Origin of the sequence: Mesorhizobium sp. CA5, assembly GCF_020165105.1 — a bacterium.
Taxonomy (GTDB): Bacteria; Pseudomonadota; Alphaproteobacteria; order Rhizobiales; family Rhizobiaceae; genus Mesorhizobium.
In genome coordinates, this window is record NZ_JAIUHJ010000009.1 from 189,689 (window position 1) to 205,662 (window position 15,974).

The window sequence follows — 15,974 nt, forward strand, 5'->3', positions numbered from 1 at the left end:
CCATTCAGATTCACTATTCTCAAATATCCTTTTGGTAGAAGGGATATGGGACAAGGGAGATCATGATGCTCGAATGGGCGTCATTGCGCAGCAGACCTGACGTTCGGGAGGCCAATGGCCCGGCATCGTCCGGCGGCGCGTCTGACCCGACCTCTCAGAAGAAAATCGGCATTTCGCTGGCGCTCGGCGGCGGTTGCGCCAGGGGCTGGGCCCATATCGGTGTGCTGCGCGCGCTCGACGAGGCCGGCATCGAAGTATCGATGATTGCCGGCACCTCGATCGGCGCGCTGGTCGGCGGCTGCTATCTTGCCGGCAAGCTGGACGAGCTGGAGGAGTTTGCCCGAAGCCTGACCAAGCGGCGCATCTTCGGCCTTCTTGATCTCAATCTGCGCGGCAGCGGTCTGTTCGGCGGCATGAAGCTCGACGCGCGGCTGCGCGAGCATTTGGCCGGCGTCCGCTTCGAGAACTTGTCGAAGCCCTTTGTCGCCGTCACTTCGGAAATTCGCACCGGCCATGAGATCTGGCTGTCGAATGGCTCGCTGATCACCGCCATGCGCGCCTCCTATGCGCTGCCCGGCGTTTTCGAGCCGGTGAACTGCAACGGCCGCATTCTGGTCGACGGCGCGCTGGTCAATCCGGTGCCTGTGTCGGTCTGCCGCGCCTATGAGCAGCCGCTCGTGGTCGCCGTCAACCTGCACTACGACCTGTTCGGCCGCGCCGCCGTGATAAAGCACAGCGCCGGCGAACTGGTCGTGGAGAATGACGCGCCGAGACTCGGCCAGCCCGAGCATCAGGCCCATCATACCCGCCTTGGCATCACCGGCGTGATGGTCGAGGCTTTCAACATCATTCAGGACCGGATTTCGCGCGCCAGACTGGCCGGCGACCCACCGGATATGTCGCTGCAGCCGAAACTCAGCCATATCGGCCTGACCGAATTCCACCGCGCCGACGAGGCGATCAGCATCGGCTACCAGGCGACGAAGGCGCAGATCAGCGAACTGACCCGGCTGCAGTCCGTTCTGGTGTGATTGCAGTCCACCGCCATTCTCAAGGTGGCCGGCATCACCTGAATATCAGCCCACCTTACGCCAGCGCCGCATCGCTGATGCGGAACTGCACCATGCGGTTGCCGTTCCAGTAATTGCCCGATAACGAACCGGCGATATGCACGGTCCTGCCCCTGTTCTTAAACAGGAATTCGCCGAGCGCGGTGTCGACCGCACGGAACGCTATGGCTTGGATGTTGCCGCCGCTTTGCGACTGCAGATCCACGCGGATGTGGTTGGTGCCGATCGCGCGCGCGTCGGTCAGCCGATGGCGCGGCAGCACGAACACCGGCGCGATGTGCCCGGCCCCGAACGGCCCGGCTTTCTCCAGCGCGTCGAGCAGCGCGATCGTGGCGCCCTCGGCGGCCAAGGCGCCGTCGATCGCCAGGCTCTCCTCGTTCTGCAGCCGGAACACGTCGGCCGCGGCGCGCTCCTCAAAAAAGGCGCGCAGTTCGCCGAGCTTGGAGCGCTCGACGGTGATGCCCGCAGCCATCGCGTGGCCGCCGCCCTTAACGATCAGCCCGGCCTCGGCAGCCTCGCGCACCAGCCGGCCGAGATCGAAGCCGGTTACCGAGCGGCCGGAGCCCGTGCCGATGCCGGTCGAGTTGAAGGCGATGGCGAAGGCCGGCCGGCGCGCATGATCCTTGAGCCGCGAGGCGATCAGCCCGACGATGCCCGGATGCCAGCTGTTGCTGGCGGTGACGATGACTGCCGGACCGTTGCCGCCCGCAAGTTCCGCATCGGCCTCGGCGCGCGCCTGCGCCAGCATCTCCTGCTCCATCTGCTGCCGTTCCTGGTTCAGCCGGTCCAGCGTCTCGGCAATGCCTGCCGCCTCGACGGGATCGTCGGTGGCCAGAAGCCGGCTGCCGAGCGCGGCATCGCCGATGCGGCCGCCGGCGTTGATGCGCGGGCCGATCAGGAATGACAGATGGAAGGTGTTGATCGGCTCGCCGATGCGCGAGACCCGCGCCAGCGCCGCCAGCCCCTCATTCTTCTGTTGGCGCAACACCTGCAGCCCCTTGACGACGAAGGCCCGGTTGACGCCGGTGAGCGGGACCACGTCGCAGACCGTCGCCAGCGCCACCAGATCGAGCATCGAAAGCAGATCGACCGGCGCGGCGTCCGGCAGCCTCGCGCGCAGCACTTTGGCCGTCTGCACCAGGCACAGGAAGACGACGCCGGCCGCGCACAGATGTCCCTGCCCCGACAGGTCGTCCTCGCGATTGGGATTGACCACGGCGTCCGCCGCCGGCAACGGACCGCCGACCTGATGATGATCGAGCACCACGACATCGGCGCCGGCTTGCCTGGCCGCGTCGATCGACGTCGCGCTGTTGGTGCCGCAGTCGACGGTGACGATCAGCTTCGCGCCGCGCGAGATCAAGTCCCGCATCGCTTCCGGATTGGGCCCGTAGCCTTCGAAGATGCGGTCCGGGATGTAGATTTCCGACGGCACCGAAAAATGGGTGAGAAAGCGTTTGATGAGTGCCGACGAGGCCGCGCCGTCGACATCGTAATCGCCGAAGATCGCCACTTTTTCGTGGGCGACGACCGCATCGGCCAGCCTCGCCGCCGCTTTCTCCATATCGGTCAGCGATGCTGGATTCGGCAGAAGCTCGCGAATGGTCGGATCGAGGAAGCGCGCGGTCTGCTCCACGCTGACGCCGCGCCCGGCAAGCACTCGCGCCACGATGTCGGGCACGCCATGGCCCTGCGCCATGGCCAAGGCGGCCATGTCCTGGCGCTCGGTCAGCCGGTGTTCCCACGAAACACCGGTCGCCGACTGCCTGACATCGAGGAAGAACCGTTTCTCGCCCGTCATGCGACGCGCCGTCTGCACATCATCATTGCGCAGATATCAATATGCGACGGCCGGAGCAATTGCGGGGAAGCGGGCAAACCGGGAAAGGTGTGGAACGTTTTCCTCGAATTGCGGCAAAGCGCCCGGACGAAGGCAAATCAGAACTTATCCAGATCCTGGTGACGCGCCTTGATCTCGCGCACCGTGCGCGAGGACGACCGCAGCACGATGGTGTGCGTGGTGATGAAGGTGCGGCCGAACTTCACCCCGTCGAGCAAATTGCCGTCGGTGACGCCGGTCGCCGCGAACAGCACGTCGCCCCGCGCCATGTCCTGGGCGCGATAGATCCGCTTCGGGTCGGAAATGCCCATTTGGTGCGCGCGCGCCACCTTCTCCGGCGTGTCGAGGATCAGCCGGCCCTGCATTTGTCCGCCGGTGCAGCGAAGTGCGGCCGCCGCCAGCACGCCCTCCGGCGCGCCGCCGGTGCCGAGATAGATGTCGATGCCGGTCTCGTCCGGATCGGTGGTGTGGATAACGCCGGCGACATCGCCGTCGCCGATCAGCCGGATCGCCGCACCCGTGGCGCGCACGGCGTCGATCAGCTTGGCGTGACGCGGCCGGTCGAGGATGCAGGCGGTGATATCGGAAACGGCCACGCCCTTGGCTTTGGCCAGATTGGCGAGGTTTTCGGCCGGCGAGGCGTCGATGTCGATCAGACCTTCGGGATAGCCGGGGCCGATAGCGATCTTGTCCATATAGACATCGGGCGCGAACAGCAGGCTGCCCTTTTCCGCGATGGCGATGACGGCCAGCGCGTTGGGCAGGTTCTTGGCGCAGATCGTCGTGCCCTCGAGCGGATCGAGCGCGATGTCGACGGCCGGACCTTTGCCGGTGCCGACCTCCTCGCCGATATAGAGCATCGGCGCCTCGTCGCGCTCCCCCTCGCCGATCACCACCGTGCCCTTGATGGCCAGCCGGTTGAGTTCCTGGCGCATGGCGTCGACCGCCACCTGATCGGCAGCCTTCTCATCGCCGCGCCCGCGCAGCCTTGCCGCCGCGACGGCGGCCCGTTCAGTGACGCGCACGACTTCCATCGTAAGGATCCGGTCGAGACCGGCAGCGATGTCCTGGGCTATGTTCATGGAGAGAAATTCCTCGTGAAACTCAACCTCCCGCCAGAGGTGGGCTTCTTCTGACAAAGCTCCATGACAACGGCAAGACTTGCCCCTTCAATTTTTGAAATGACAGCAAAATCAATCGATTGAAGACGAAACCGGACTTGATTTATTCCGCCCGCTCGATGCGGATCACCTGCGGCTTGTCGGTCAGATGACCGTCCTTGGTGATGCCTTCGACGGCCTTGCGCACCGCCGCTTCCATCGTCTCGTGGGTAACGAGGATGACCGTTTTCTGCGCCTGCGTTTCCGCGCCGGCCGCCTGCTGGACGATCGATTCCAGCGAGATGTCGTTGTCGGCCATGCGTTTGGCGATGGCCGCGAAGACGCCGGTGCGGTCATGCACGGTCAACCGGATGAAATAGCCGCCGGCATGGCTGCGCATCTGCGCTTTCTTGTAAGGCTTCAATTCCTTCGCCGGCCAGCCGAAGACCGGGCCATGCTGGAAGCCCGGTCGGCTCTTGGCGATGTCGGCGATGTCGCCGACGACCGCCGAGGCGGTGGCATTGCCGCCCGCGCCAGGACCCGAGAGCAAGAGCTCGCCCAGAATATCGGTCTCGATCGCCACCGCGTTGGTGACGCCATGCACCTGCGCGATGACCGACGCCGTCGGCACCATGGTCGGATGAACACGCTGTTCTATGCCGCTGTCGGTGCGCTGCGCGACGCCGAGCAGCTTGATGCGGTAGCCGAGATCGGCCGCCGCGCGGATGTCGGCCTGGGTGATGTTGGAGATGCCTTCCATATAGATGTCGCCGGCGGCGATCTTCGTCCCAAACGCAAGGCTGGTCAGGATCGACAATTTGTGCGCCGTGTCGTGGCCTTCGATGTCGAAGGTCGGATCGGCTTCGGCGTAGCCCAGCCGCTGCGCGTCCTTCAGGCAGACGTCGAAGGAGATGCCTTCGGCTTCCATGCGCGTCAGGATGTAGTTGCACGTGCCGTTGAGAATGCCGAAGACGCGGGTCACCGCGTTGCCCGCCATTGCCTCTCGCATCGTCTTGATGACCGGGATGCCGCCGGCCACCGCCGCCTCGTAGTTGAGCAGCACACCCTTCTTCTCGGCGATCTCGGCAAGCGCCACGCCATGCTTGGCAAGCAGCGCCTTGTTGGCGGTCACGACATGGCGCCCGGCCTCGAGCGCCGCTTTCACCGAGAGCCGCGCCGGCCCCTCGTCACCGCCGATCAGCTCGACGAAGACGTCGATATCGGCCTTTTCGGCCAGCTTGACCGGATCGTCGAACCATTTGGCGACGCTGAGATCAATGCCTCGGTCGCGTTTCGGATCGCGGGCCGAAACGGCGGTCACAACGATGTCGCGACCGCACTGCCGGGTAAGCTCGGCCGCCTTGTCGCGCAGCACGCGCGCCACCGAGGCGCCCACCGTGCCAAGGCCGGCAATTCCAACACGCAATGCTTCAGCCATGACCGGCGACGCCCCTCAACTTGCAAAAAATGTCAGGTGCAAAAAATGTCAGGCAACTCAACGATGAGCGGCTAAAGGCACCACATTGTTGGGCTGCTTGGCGGTGGTCGCGAGGAACTTCTTGATGTTGCGCGCGGCCTGGCGGATCCGGTGCTCGTTCTCGACCAGCGCCAAGCGCACATAGTCGTCGCCATGCTCGCCGAAGCCGACGCCCGGCGCCACCGCGACATCCGCATGCTCGATGAGCAGCTTGGAGAATTCCAGCGAGCCGAGATGGCGGAACGGCTCCGGGATCGGCGCCCAGGCGAACATCGACGCGGCCGGCGCGGGAATGGTCCAGCCGGCGCGGCCGAAGGAATCGACCATCACGTCGCGCCGCTTGTGGTAGACCTCGCGCACCTCCTCGATGTCGGCGCCGTCGCCGTTCAGCGCATGCGCCGCCGCAACCTGGATCGGTGTGAACGCGCCATAGTCGAGGTAGGATTTCACCCGCGTCAGTGCCGAAATCAGCCGCTCGTTGCCGACCGCGAAGCCCATGCGCCACCCGGGCATGGAAAAGGTCTTCGACATCGAGGTGAACTCGACGCAGACATCCATCGCGCCCGGCACCTGCAGCACCGACGGCGGCGGATTGCCGTCGAAATAGATTTCCGAATAGGCGAGATCCGACAGGATGATGATGTCGTTCTTCTTCGCGAAGGCCACCACGTCCTTGTAGAAATCGAGCGAGGCGACAAGCGCCGTCGGGTTCGACGGATAATTGAGGATCAGCGCCAGCGGCTTGGGGATCGAATGGCGGATGCCGCGCTCGACCGCCGGGATGAAGCCGTCATCGGGCTCGACCTGCAGTGAACGGATCACCCCGCCCGACATAATGAAGCCGAAGGCATGGATCGGATAGGTCGGATTGGGGCACAGGATGACGTCGCCGGGCGCGGTGATCGCCTGCGCCATGTTGGCGAAGCCCTCTTTCGAGCCCAGCGTCGCCACCACCTGCGTGTCGGGATTGAGCTTCACGCCGAAGCGGCGCTGATAATAATTGGCCTGGGCGCGGCGCAGGCCCGGAATGCCGCGCGAGGCGGAGTAGCGATGCGTGCGCGGATCGCGCACCACTTCGCACAATTTGTCGACGATGGCTTTCGGCGTCGGCAGGTCCGGATTGCCCATGCCAAGGTCGATGATGTCGGCGCCGCGCGAACGGGCGCTGGCCTTCAGCCGGTTGACCTGCTCGAACACGTAAGGCGGAAGCCGGCGGACCTTGTGAAATTCTTCCATTTCAGTTCCAGACCATCAGAGTTTCGGCGCGCGATATAGACCTAATTGCAGCTAGGGTCGAGGGCGGGGTCGCATTTGCCCTCGATCTGCTTCAGCGTGTCGGCGCCATGCGTCTTGGCCAAAGTGTTGAGCGCGGCCGAATTCGCCGGCGCCTTGACACCGCTGCCCTTGGCAATCTGCATCTGCTCCTCGGCCTTGAGCTGGGCGAGGTTCGCCGCGGTCTCTTCCTTGGTGAGCTGCTTGGCGGCCACCTGCGGCGGGATGTTGAGGTTCGGATAGGAACCAGTGTCCCTCGGACCTTCGGTCAACGCCGTCGGCGCATTGTTCGTGCTGGTGCTGGTGCAGCCGGCAGCGGGCAGCAGGATGCCGACCAGCCCCGCCATCAGCGCCATGCGGCAAATCGAACCCGGCTTGAGAAAAAAAGTCCCGCCAACATTAATCGTCATATTGTTTTCCTGGCAGCCGGGTTAGAGCGAATTGGACCCGGTCAGATGTCCCATGGTAATATGTCAAGAAAACGCTCCGGGAGGAACCCCGCGAACCATGTCCAAACCTGACGATTCGGACAAAGCGGAAAATGGCGGACCTTCGGCCATCGAGCAATATCTGGTGAAGGATCCCGAGCGCTTTGCCCTGAACATGGCGCGCATGGTCGAGCAGGCTGGCAAGGCGGCTTCCGCCTGGGCCGAACCGCGCGAGAAAGGCGAAGTGCGCGACCATGTCGCCGAACCCGTCGTCGACATGGTCAAGACCTTCTCAAAGCTTTCGGAATACTGGCTGGGCGACCCGCAACGCGCGCTCGAAGCGCAGACGCGGCTGTTTGCCGGCTACATGACCGTTTGGGCGAACGCCATCCAGAAGGTCAATCCCAACGCCGAAGCGCCACAGGACGCGGTTCAGCCCGAGCGCGGCGACAAGCGCTTCCAGGACCCCGAATGGGGCCGCAACGCCTTCTTCGACTTCCTCAAGCAGGCCTATCTCGTCACCTCGCGCTGGGCGAACGAGCTTGTCGAGCATGCCGAGGGCCTGGATGAGCACACCCGCCACAAGGCGAGCTTCTACGTCAAGCAGGTGTCGAACGCGGTCGCCCCGTCGAACTTCATCCTGACCAATCCCGAGCTGTTCCGCGAGACCATGGCCTCGAACGGCGAGAACCTGGTGCGCGGCATGAAGATGCTGGCCGAGGACATCGCCGCGGGCCGGGGCGACCTGAAGCTGCGCCAGGCCGACTACACGCCCTTCGAGATCGGCAAGAACATCGCCACCACGCCCGGCAAGGTCATTGGCCGCAGCGATGTCGCCGAGATCATCCAGTACGATCCGGTGACGGAGACGGTGCTGAAACGGCCGCTGCTGATCTGCCCGCCATGGATCAACAAATTCTATATCCTCGACCTCAACCCGCAAAAGTCCTTCATCCGCTGGGCGATCGAGCAGGGCCACACCGTCTTCGTCATCTCCTGGATCAATCCCGACGAGCGTCACGGCGCCAAGGGCTGGGAGGCCTATATCCGCGAAGGCCTGCAATTCGGCCTCGACATGGTGGAAAAGGCGACCGGCGAAAAGGAAGTCAACGCCATCGGTTACTGCGTCGGTGGCACGCTGCTGGCTGCCGCGCTGGCGCTGTTGGCGCAGGAAGGCGACCACCGCATCAGATCGGCCACCTTTTTCGCCACCCAGGTGGACTTCACCTATGCCGGCGACCTCAAGGTGTTCGTCGACGAGGACCAGGTCGCCGCGGTCGAGCGCTCGATGAACGAAAAGGGCTATCTCGACGGCACCAAGATGGCCACCGCCTTCAACATGCTGCGCTCGGGCGACCTGATCTGGCCCTATGTCGTCAACAACTACATGCGCGGCAAGGAGCCCCTGCCCTTCGACCTGCTCTACTGGAATTCCGATTCCACGCGCATGGCGGCGGCCAATCACTCATTCTACCTGCGCAATTGCTATCTCGAGAACAATCTCTCGCGCGGCACGATGGAGCTTGCCGGGCGCACCGTCTCGCTGGCCGACATCACCATCCCCGTCTACAACCTGGCCACGAAGGAAGACCACATCGCGCCGGCGCTTTCGGTGTTCCTCGGATCGCAGTTTTTCGGCGGCGACGTCGAGTATGTCATGGCCGGTTCCGGTCACATCGCGGGCGTCGTCAACCCGCCTGCCGCCAGGAAATATCAGTACTGGACCGGCGGCAAGCCGGTGGGCGACTTCAGCGCGTGGCTTGCCGCGGCGCACGAGCATCCTGGTTCATGGTGGACGCACTGGCAGCACTGGATCGAGGCCCAGGACGACATTCGCGTACCCGCCCGCAAACCCGGCAAGCGTATGAAAACCTTGGGAGATGCGCCGGGCACCTATGTCAAGGTGCGTGTGTAACGGGCTGTAATGTGTGGTGAGTTGACGGGCCGCCAAAACAGGGCGAAATGGTGGCGTCAATCGTTCGGCGGCCTCAAATCACCTTCCGACGCAGAATAATTCCGAGGCTTGCAGATTCGACACACGTCCCGTTTCCGGTTGGGAACAGGAGGGTTATCGCGGCGCGATACTGGAGTGGCGCGGCGATGACGAACCGACCGGATCTCGAGGGGGAATTTGTTTTGAAATCAGCAGGTTGGCGTCTTGCACGAGGGGGAAGCTGCAGCATTGCGGCAGCGCTTTTCTCCGTGCTCCTGGCCTCCTGCACATCGACCGGCGACCCAACGATGTCGGTCGTTTCGCCCGCCTACAATTCAACTGCCGGCGAAATGAGCGCGACATCCAGCGCCAAGACTGCGACTTCGGCCGATTCGTCCTTGCAGGCATCGGCGCCGGCCGAAGCGACGTCGACCGTGATGAGCGAGGGCGATGCGCCTTTGCCCGAGAAGGTCGCCTATGTGCCGGAGACGCGGCCGGACGGCACGTTCCCCATCGCCATTCCTGCCGGCGCCCAGGCCATTGCCGGGAGCACGCCGCAACCGCTGGTTCAGCAGGCGCAAACGGCGGAACAGACGCTAGCCGTCGCCAAGCAGGTCGCCGCCGGCGATGCCGCCACCGTCGCGTCGAAGGCGCAGGCGACCACGCAGGCCATGAGCAACGGCGTCTATGTGACCGCGGCCGAGCCGGCGCAGCCGCAGATCGCCGCGCCGAAGAAGAGCCTGTTCGCCTCGCTGTTCAGCACCACGCCGGCTTCGGCCGCCCCCGCCCCCCTGATCAACAATGCGCGCTCCGGCGACCAGCCCGCCGCGCAGGCCAAGACCACGCCGCCGCCGGCCAAGCCGATCGTGACGCTGGCCTCGGCGACCCCGGCCGAAAAGCCGGTGCAACTGGCCTCGCTCGACAACCCGAGCAATCACATCACGGGCGCCGACGCTCTTCCCGGCGTGCGCCAGACGGCGCTGTTCGAGATCAAGCGCAAATCCGGCATCGACGACGAGAGCGACGTCGACCTCAACGAGGACGAAGGCGGCGGCGGTTCCTACCAGGTGGCGTCGGCCGCCGGCTTGGCCAGGCTCGCGCCCAATGGCCTTTTGAAACAGAACGAAAGCGTCGACGTCGCCTGCCTCAAGCCGTCGCTGGTACGGGTGCTGAAGACGATCGAGGGCCATTTCGGCCGCAAGATGATCGTCACCTCCGGCTATCGCGATCCCTCGCGCAACCGCCGCGCCAACGGCGCCAAGAACTCGCTGCACATGTATTGCGCCGCCGCCGACATCCAGTTGCCCGGCGTGTCGAAATGGGAACTGGCGAGCTACGTCCGCTCGATGCCCGGTCGCGGCGGCGTCGGCACCTACTGCCACACCGAATCCGTCCATATCGACGTCGGCCCCGAGCGCGACTGGAACTGGCGCTGCCGCAGGCGCAGCGGCGGCGGCGAGGACGGCTGATACGTTTGGCCTGGTCTGGAGCGGCATGGCCGGTTTTACCCGGTTGCGAGCCGATCGCCGCCAACGCCGACATTCGTCTCAACACGTCACCACAGACGTCAGTTTCAACACGCCACCACAGACGTCGGCGATTAGCCAAAGCCCTTCGAACTTCGTCATCCACGGGCGGAGCGGGAGCGAAGCGGACGCGCAGACCGAGGATCCATCCTTGACCTTGACCGCGGAGTGCAGCGGCGCAAGTTCTGCACCGGTGCGGCACGTCAGCCTCGCGGAGTCTATGGTCTGCGCGCGTCGCTTCGCTCCTTGCTCCGCCATAGAATGACGATCGCGAGGATGTTCCGGCTAATCTCCAGGGATGCGCGGCCAAGCGAAACCGCCACCCGAGGGGCTTTGTGCCGCCTTTGAAAAAAGTTGTCGCATATGGCGGCAGATGGGTTGCCGGTTGGCAACAACGCAATTATAAGCCGCTTCGTCTGAGCGCGCCCATCGTCTAGCGGTTAGGACACCGCCCTTTCACGGCGGTAACAGGGGTTCGATTCCCCTTGGGCGTACCAGACTTTTCAAGAACTTAGCGACGCTTATGCCGACTCTGTCCAATCTTTGGCCAATGTCGGGCTCGAATCCGGCTTGGTCCGGTGTCGCGTTGACGGTTGGTTAACGTTACGTTACCCTCTCATTAGCTGTTGCTAAAGAAGGGGTAACGCTATGAAAACGGCAATCGTTTGTGCGGCTCTCGTTCTCGCGGCGTCAAGTGCCGCTGTGGCCCACGATAAGAAGCCAACGCTCACTGCCCAAAAGACATGTGCAGGGCTGTCGATCAAGGCGACTGCAGCGGCCAAACTTGACTGTACTGCGACCGGAACCGCCAATTCACCACAGACCGAGGTTGGCAGTTCCAAGCCCCGCCTTGGCTACGAGACGAGCCGTCCCGAAGTGTTCTCTTTCGGACTTTAGTTACTGGCGTGCCCGCCCCAATGAGGCAGCGGGCCGCTCAAAGATCGGTGGTGCAGATCGTGTTTTAGTTGATTGCCGAATGCGTCTCGCCGGTCAGGCGCCCTGACGGCCGAAGGTCTCTGCCGCCAGGGCTTTCATCTCCGCAGTCACAATGAATTTCGCCACGCAAACGCGTTCCTGGCTCCCATCACAGGCGCGCTGGTTAACGAAGTAAGACACCCGGAACAGATTGGCTGCCATCGAGAACCCTCGCTGCCACCACCACCGCCGCCCGTCAGTAACGCTCTCCGCACTTATGAGCTTAGTTCAAGCCAGCCCCGTCATGTGGACGAGCCGAAAAAGCCCATGGCCGATCGCGAGCATGAATTCACCATGGTTGGCGGCCAAATCCCAGCCGAAGAACGCAGCCCAACAAAAGAGCACCAAAGTAAAGCGCATTAGCGAATTCTAATGTGCGATAGTTGACCAAACCTTTACGCAATGACCGCATTCCGGCGCCTGGAAATCGGTGGAAAAGGTATAGAAACCTATATCAATGCATAGATGCTAATTTAGCCTCGCTTTAGCCGACTCTACCCACCCCTACCGAGTCGGCTAAGGCCCGGCGGTTCACCCAACGCAAACCCCAACGCGGAACTGTCGGGCCGCTCCATGGCTAAGGCGTCCACCCCTTACGCTGCTCTGGCCGCGACCACGTAAGTGGACGCAGAGGCAAGCGAGCCCGCAATGAACGAAAAAAAACGTCAGGAGCCCATAGCTCAGTTCCTTGAGAAAATGGCCGAGAAATGCCGTGTCGGCGGCTGTATCGACAGCAAGCGCTCGTACATCTGGACTGTTGCCAGCCATAAGCGTGACCTCTACATCGCCCAAGCGGCAACTGGCCGTTCACTCAAGATCAGTTTGCACGCGAGTGGCCGCTTTAGGGACGCTTTCGAAGACGGATTTCACCGGAGTCTAGTCGAGCTAGGAATCGTGGATCCCGCTGCAAATCGGGCTATTACCGTCTGGGATCGGCCTGATGGGAATGGCAGGCTGCACAGTTAGCCGTGTCGATCCTGCAATCTATTTCAATATCGACTTCAAACAATCGGACTTCACTAAAGCGACCACCCTCTTTCAAGTCGAACCCGGCAATGCCCTTGAGATCGGCATGTTCATGTCTGAATGCTTCACAGATAAACTTGAGGGAATTCTGGCGAAGGTTGGCACGCCAGTCTGGTACGCGGACCTTGGGGATGCTGGAACGTTCTCTATCGTCGTCCGTCAGCGGACATTCGACCCTATCACCTCGCTGCCAATGCCCGTGACTTTGCCAAATCGGGCAATCTTCGACCCTGATCAAGTGCCGACCGAAGAAACCCCGGTGAAAACGGGATTCCGCGCGTTGCTGTATAATGACCCGGTCGCGGAAGGCGCGCTGCGTGTGTTGGATGTGGGCGGAGTCACCCTCAGCAAGCCAGCACGCCTGGCCACCTAAGCAGCCGGGTCAATTGCGACACATGTCGGGTTCTCACTAGACTAGGCATCACAGCTCAAGCCTTCGCTGTTTTGCATCTCGACAAGAACTTTGCGATCCGCGGCTCGATGGGCACTCGATAAAAGGCCCTCATATTTGATATCGGCCGCCGGAATCTATTAGAGTTCGGCTCGACATAAAAAGCGAAATCCGACATGTGATCGTGATTAAATATCGTGCAGTAAATTACCTGCCCGACTACAGCAAAACCTCTTTTTCAGCAAATCCGCCGCTCACGAACTCACGCAATAGCTGATCATTCTTTGCGTTCAGCGTGACTGTAAGTTCGTCGCCAGCACCAATGGCCGTCGAGAGCTTCCAGGGTTGTGGCAGCGTTGACAATCAGGTTGCGCAGCGCGCGGCGGCGCAGGCCGAGCGCGCCGGAGCGCCGTTATCTCGGTCTCGATGTCGCGGATCAGCCGGTCCAGTTCCACCGCGTCCTGGTTCACCTCCTCGCGCACCAGGCGGATGGCGCTGTCGGCGATGCGGTCGAGCTCGTGAAGATCGCTCAGCCATTTTTCGCACTCCCTCAAGAAACTCGTCTCTGAGCCGCCAAGGACGCGCAGTTAGCTATCGCGCAGTTAGTTATCTAGCCGCGCCCAGAGGCGGGCCTGTGAAGGTCAAACCGAAACGCGCCCCGATTGCCGCGATCTGATCCATGTCATCCGGGATTCGGCACTTGTGTTTGGCCATCTCCACGAAGAAGCCTTCGAAGCCGCCGGGCGTCATGATGGTGAGCATTCTGGCGGGTCGATCGCCGATCACCCGAAATGCATGCTCGATTCCGCGCGCAACGTGCACGACACAGCCCGGGCCGACTATGCGCGTTTGACCGTTCATCCAGAACTCTACTTCGCCGGACTGGATCTGGAAGGTCTCGTCCTCGTTATTGTGGATGTGGCGCGGAGGACCGTAGCCGGGCTGATCGAGGCTTTCGAACATTCCCAGCCGCGAGGCCGTTTGCTCCGCCGTGAGGCAAATCCGGTAGGACGTTCCAAGCCACTGGACGCTGTAGGGTACTGAAGCAACGGCCACCGAAACCTCCCGCGATCCGACGTCATTTTCGACGCAGGGAAGTTGCCAGAACCGATTTCATAATTGAAATCGATAGCTGATATAAAATATATTCGGCGAATGAATTTATCGAGCTTCGACCTCAATCTCCTGCGGGTACTCGACGCGCTGCTGCGCGAGCAATCGACCGTAAAGGCCGGAGAACGCATCGGTCTGTCGCAACCGGCGATATCGGCCAGCCTGGGACGACTTCGGAATTTTCTCGGCGATCCGCTGTTCGTGCGCCAGGGACAGCATATCGTGCCGACACAATACGCCCGGAACCTCGAGCTTCCGCTTCGCCGCATCCTTGATGAACTGTCGGCGCTGCTTGCCGGGCCTGGCAGCTTCAATCCGGCCGAAGCCGAGCAAAGCTTCAAGATCGCAGGTTCGGATTTCTTTGCCGAGATGCTGATGCCTGCCCTGGCCAATGCAATCTCCGGGCTTGCTCCCAAAATACTGATCCAACTGGTGGATCTTGTGCCCGACGACTATGTCGGCACGCTCGAAAAGCACGGTATCGACCTTGCCCTCGTTCCCAAGGTCGATTTCCCCAGTTGGATCGACTATCTTCCTGCCTTCCGGTCGACATTCGTGACGATCGCCCGCGCTGGGCACCCAAGACTCGAGCGGGCGAAGGTGAGCCCCGGAGACGTCATTCCGATCGACCTTTTCTGCGACCTCGGCCACGTCGTCTTCTCGCCCGAGGGCAAGCTCAAGGCCATGGGCGACGCGGCGCTGGCCCGGATGGGGCGCGAACGGCGGGTGGCCATGACAATGCCGGTGTTCGGCGGCGTCTGTAGCGCAGTGGCGGGAAGCGATCTGGTCGCTCTCGTTCCGGAACAGCTCGCGCGCAAGGTAGCATCTCGCTTGGGGCTGGCGATCTACAGTCCGCCCATGCCGATCGATCCTGCCCTCATCTGCATCGTCTGGCACAAACGCAACACAACCGATCCTACGCACCGATGGCTGCGGGAAATCGTGTTGAAGCTGCTCTCGCAACTGAGCGCCGCCGAAGCCGGCAGCAGCGCCCATAAACCACGCCCGGTCTGAATGGCGGGCCAGCGTCGTGCCTTGTCGGTAACAAGACAGGACGCAAGCGGAAACGCGCTGTTAACGCCGTTCGCGGACGACAGGAGCCGTCCTCGACTCGAAAGTGTAAAATTCCCTCCGCTCTCGGCCGTGGAGGCGGGAATGAAGATGCTTCGGACAGCGCTCTTATGCGCGGCAATGACCGGCCTGGCAGGCGTGCCGCTCGTTCACGCAGACGATCAGCCTGCCCAGCCGAATAGCCAAGCAATGCCGCGGCCGCCGGCAGTCCATTGCCAAGGGCAAAATTGTCTTCCTCCGGCTGACGATCCGGTGCTGGATTGCAAGGGCCCGGATTGCACGCCGGCCCCGGCAACTGATCAGACGCCGAGCCCGGAGATTCAACCGGAGATTCAAAAGGTCAAGTAAGCCGCATCGGCAGTGTCTGAGGCTCCCGTGAAAAGCCGGGAGAGCTCACAGGCCTTCGGTCAATCCGGAACCATTGGAGCCGGCTCCTCGCACCGGTAAACCATGCACCGGCCGGCGCTGGTCGGAAAACATAGTCGGCCATCGGCGCGTAAGGAGCGTCGCACTCATTGCCGAATTGGCGGACATAGCGGTCATAGGTATTCGGTCCCGTGCTCAGCACCGCAGCGTGCTGGCTCTGGATCAGTGCCTGCGTCTGTTCACACGTCATCTTGCGCGTATCGGATCGGGCGTCGGCGAAATTTGAAGCAGCAACGAGCATGGCTGCCGCGCAAAGCATAATCTTGCGTCCGGGCATGGTGGCGTCCTGGCAAAACATCGTATCGCCAAATTCGCATCTTGTGTCG

At 62.5% G+C, this 15,974-nt stretch carries 14 protein-coding genes and 1 tRNA gene; 6 read left to right on the forward strand and 9 right to left on the reverse strand.

The features are described from left to right. Positions 1-65 precede the first annotated feature (65 nt). Entirely contained in the window at positions 66-1,031 is a 966-nt protein-coding gene (locus tag LB529_RS14385) for a patatin family protein (RefSeq protein ID WP_224525335.1), read from the forward strand. A 55-nt stretch (positions 1,032-1,086) separates the two neighbouring features. On the opposite strand, the gene recJ is transcribed toward LB529_RS14385, so the two are convergent. From recJ to LB529_RS14410, 5 genes are all read right to left on the reverse strand, one after another. Continuing rightward, the gene (gene recJ / locus LB529_RS14390) at positions 1,087-2,871 is read right to left on the reverse strand and encodes a single-stranded-DNA-specific exonuclease RecJ (RefSeq protein WP_224711430.1); all 1,785 of its coding nucleotides are present in this window, start codon (positions 2,869-2,871) and stop codon (positions 1,087-1,089) included. 137 nt (positions 2,872-3,008) lie between these two features. Further along, the gene (glpX, locus tag LB529_RS14395; RefSeq protein WP_224711431.1) at positions 3,009-3,992 is read right to left on the reverse strand and encodes a class II fructose-bisphosphatase; all 984 of its coding nucleotides are present in this window, start codon (positions 3,990-3,992) and stop codon (positions 3,009-3,011) included. A 142-nt stretch (positions 3,993-4,134) separates the two neighbouring features. Further along, positions 4,135-5,448: a homoserine dehydrogenase gene (locus LB529_RS14400; RefSeq protein ID WP_224711432.1), complete on the reverse strand. Its 1,314-nt coding sequence runs from the start codon at positions 5,446-5,448 to the stop codon at positions 4,135-4,137. 57 nt (positions 5,449-5,505) lie between these two features. Continuing rightward, positions 5,506-6,723, reverse strand: a complete 1,218-nt coding sequence (locus tag LB529_RS14405) for an LL-diaminopimelate aminotransferase (RefSeq protein ID WP_095765055.1) — start codon at positions 6,721-6,723, stop codon at positions 5,506-5,508. A gap of 41 nt (positions 6,724-6,764) precedes the next feature. Beyond that, positions 6,765-7,169, reverse strand: a complete 405-nt coding sequence (locus LB529_RS14410) for a hypothetical protein (protein ID WP_224711433.1) — start codon at positions 7,167-7,169, stop codon at positions 6,765-6,767. A 97-nt stretch (positions 7,170-7,266) separates the two neighbouring features. On the opposite strand from LB529_RS14410, the gene phaC reads away from it, so the two are divergent. The 3 genes from phaC (at position 7,267) to LB529_RS14425 (ending at position 11,143) form a co-directional block, all read left to right on the forward strand. After that, positions 7,267-9,102 (forward strand): class I poly(R)-hydroxyalkanoic acid synthase, encoded by a 1,836-nt coding sequence (gene phaC, locus LB529_RS14415; protein ID WP_224711434.1) that lies wholly within the window; start codon positions 7,267-7,269, stop codon positions 9,100-9,102. A gap of 326 nt (positions 9,103-9,428) precedes the next feature. Next, positions 9,429-10,589: a D-Ala-D-Ala carboxypeptidase family metallohydrolase gene (locus tag LB529_RS14420; protein ID WP_224628171.1), complete on the forward strand. Its 1,161-nt coding sequence runs from the start codon at positions 9,429-9,431 to the stop codon at positions 10,587-10,589. 479 nt (positions 10,590-11,068) lie between these two features. Next, positions 11,069-11,143: transfer RNA gene (locus LB529_RS14425), tRNA-Glu, on the forward strand. Between the two features lie 493 nt (positions 11,144-11,636). Here LB529_RS14425 and LB529_RS14430 read toward each other — a convergent pair. Beyond that, entirely contained in the window at positions 11,637-11,783 is a 147-nt protein-coding gene (locus LB529_RS14430; protein WP_224628172.1) for a hypothetical protein, read from the reverse strand. A gap of 778 nt (positions 11,784-12,561) precedes the next feature. On the opposite strand from LB529_RS14430, the gene LB529_RS14435 reads away from it, so the two are divergent. Beyond that, entirely contained in the window at positions 12,562-13,020 is a 459-nt protein-coding gene (locus LB529_RS14435; RefSeq protein WP_224711435.1) for a hypothetical protein, read from the forward strand. Positions 13,021-13,328: 308 nt separating this feature from the next. Here the strand turns inward: LB529_RS14435 and LB529_RS14440 are convergent, their stop codons facing one another. Together LB529_RS14440 and LB529_RS14445 are read right to left on the reverse strand one after the other, a co-directional pair. Next, complete coding sequence (locus LB529_RS14440; RefSeq protein WP_411962501.1) at positions 13,329-13,592, reverse strand: hypothetical protein; 264 nt, start codon at positions 13,590-13,592, stop codon at positions 13,329-13,331. 52 nt (positions 13,593-13,644) lie between these two features. After that, complete coding sequence (locus LB529_RS14445; protein WP_224711436.1) at positions 13,645-14,094, reverse strand: cupin domain-containing protein; 450 nt, start codon at positions 14,092-14,094, stop codon at positions 13,645-13,647. 99 nt (positions 14,095-14,193) lie between these two features. On the opposite strand from LB529_RS14445, the gene LB529_RS14450 reads away from it, so the two are divergent. After that, entirely contained in the window at positions 14,194-15,165 is a 972-nt protein-coding gene (locus LB529_RS14450) for a LysR family transcriptional regulator (protein WP_224711437.1), read from the forward strand. A gap of 397 nt (positions 15,166-15,562) precedes the next feature. Here the strand turns inward: LB529_RS14450 and LB529_RS14455 are convergent, their stop codons facing one another. Continuing rightward, positions 15,563-15,925 (reverse strand): hypothetical protein, encoded by a 363-nt coding sequence (locus LB529_RS14455; RefSeq protein ID WP_318012561.1) that lies wholly within the window; start codon positions 15,923-15,925, stop codon positions 15,563-15,565. Positions 15,926-15,974 lie beyond the last annotated feature (49 nt).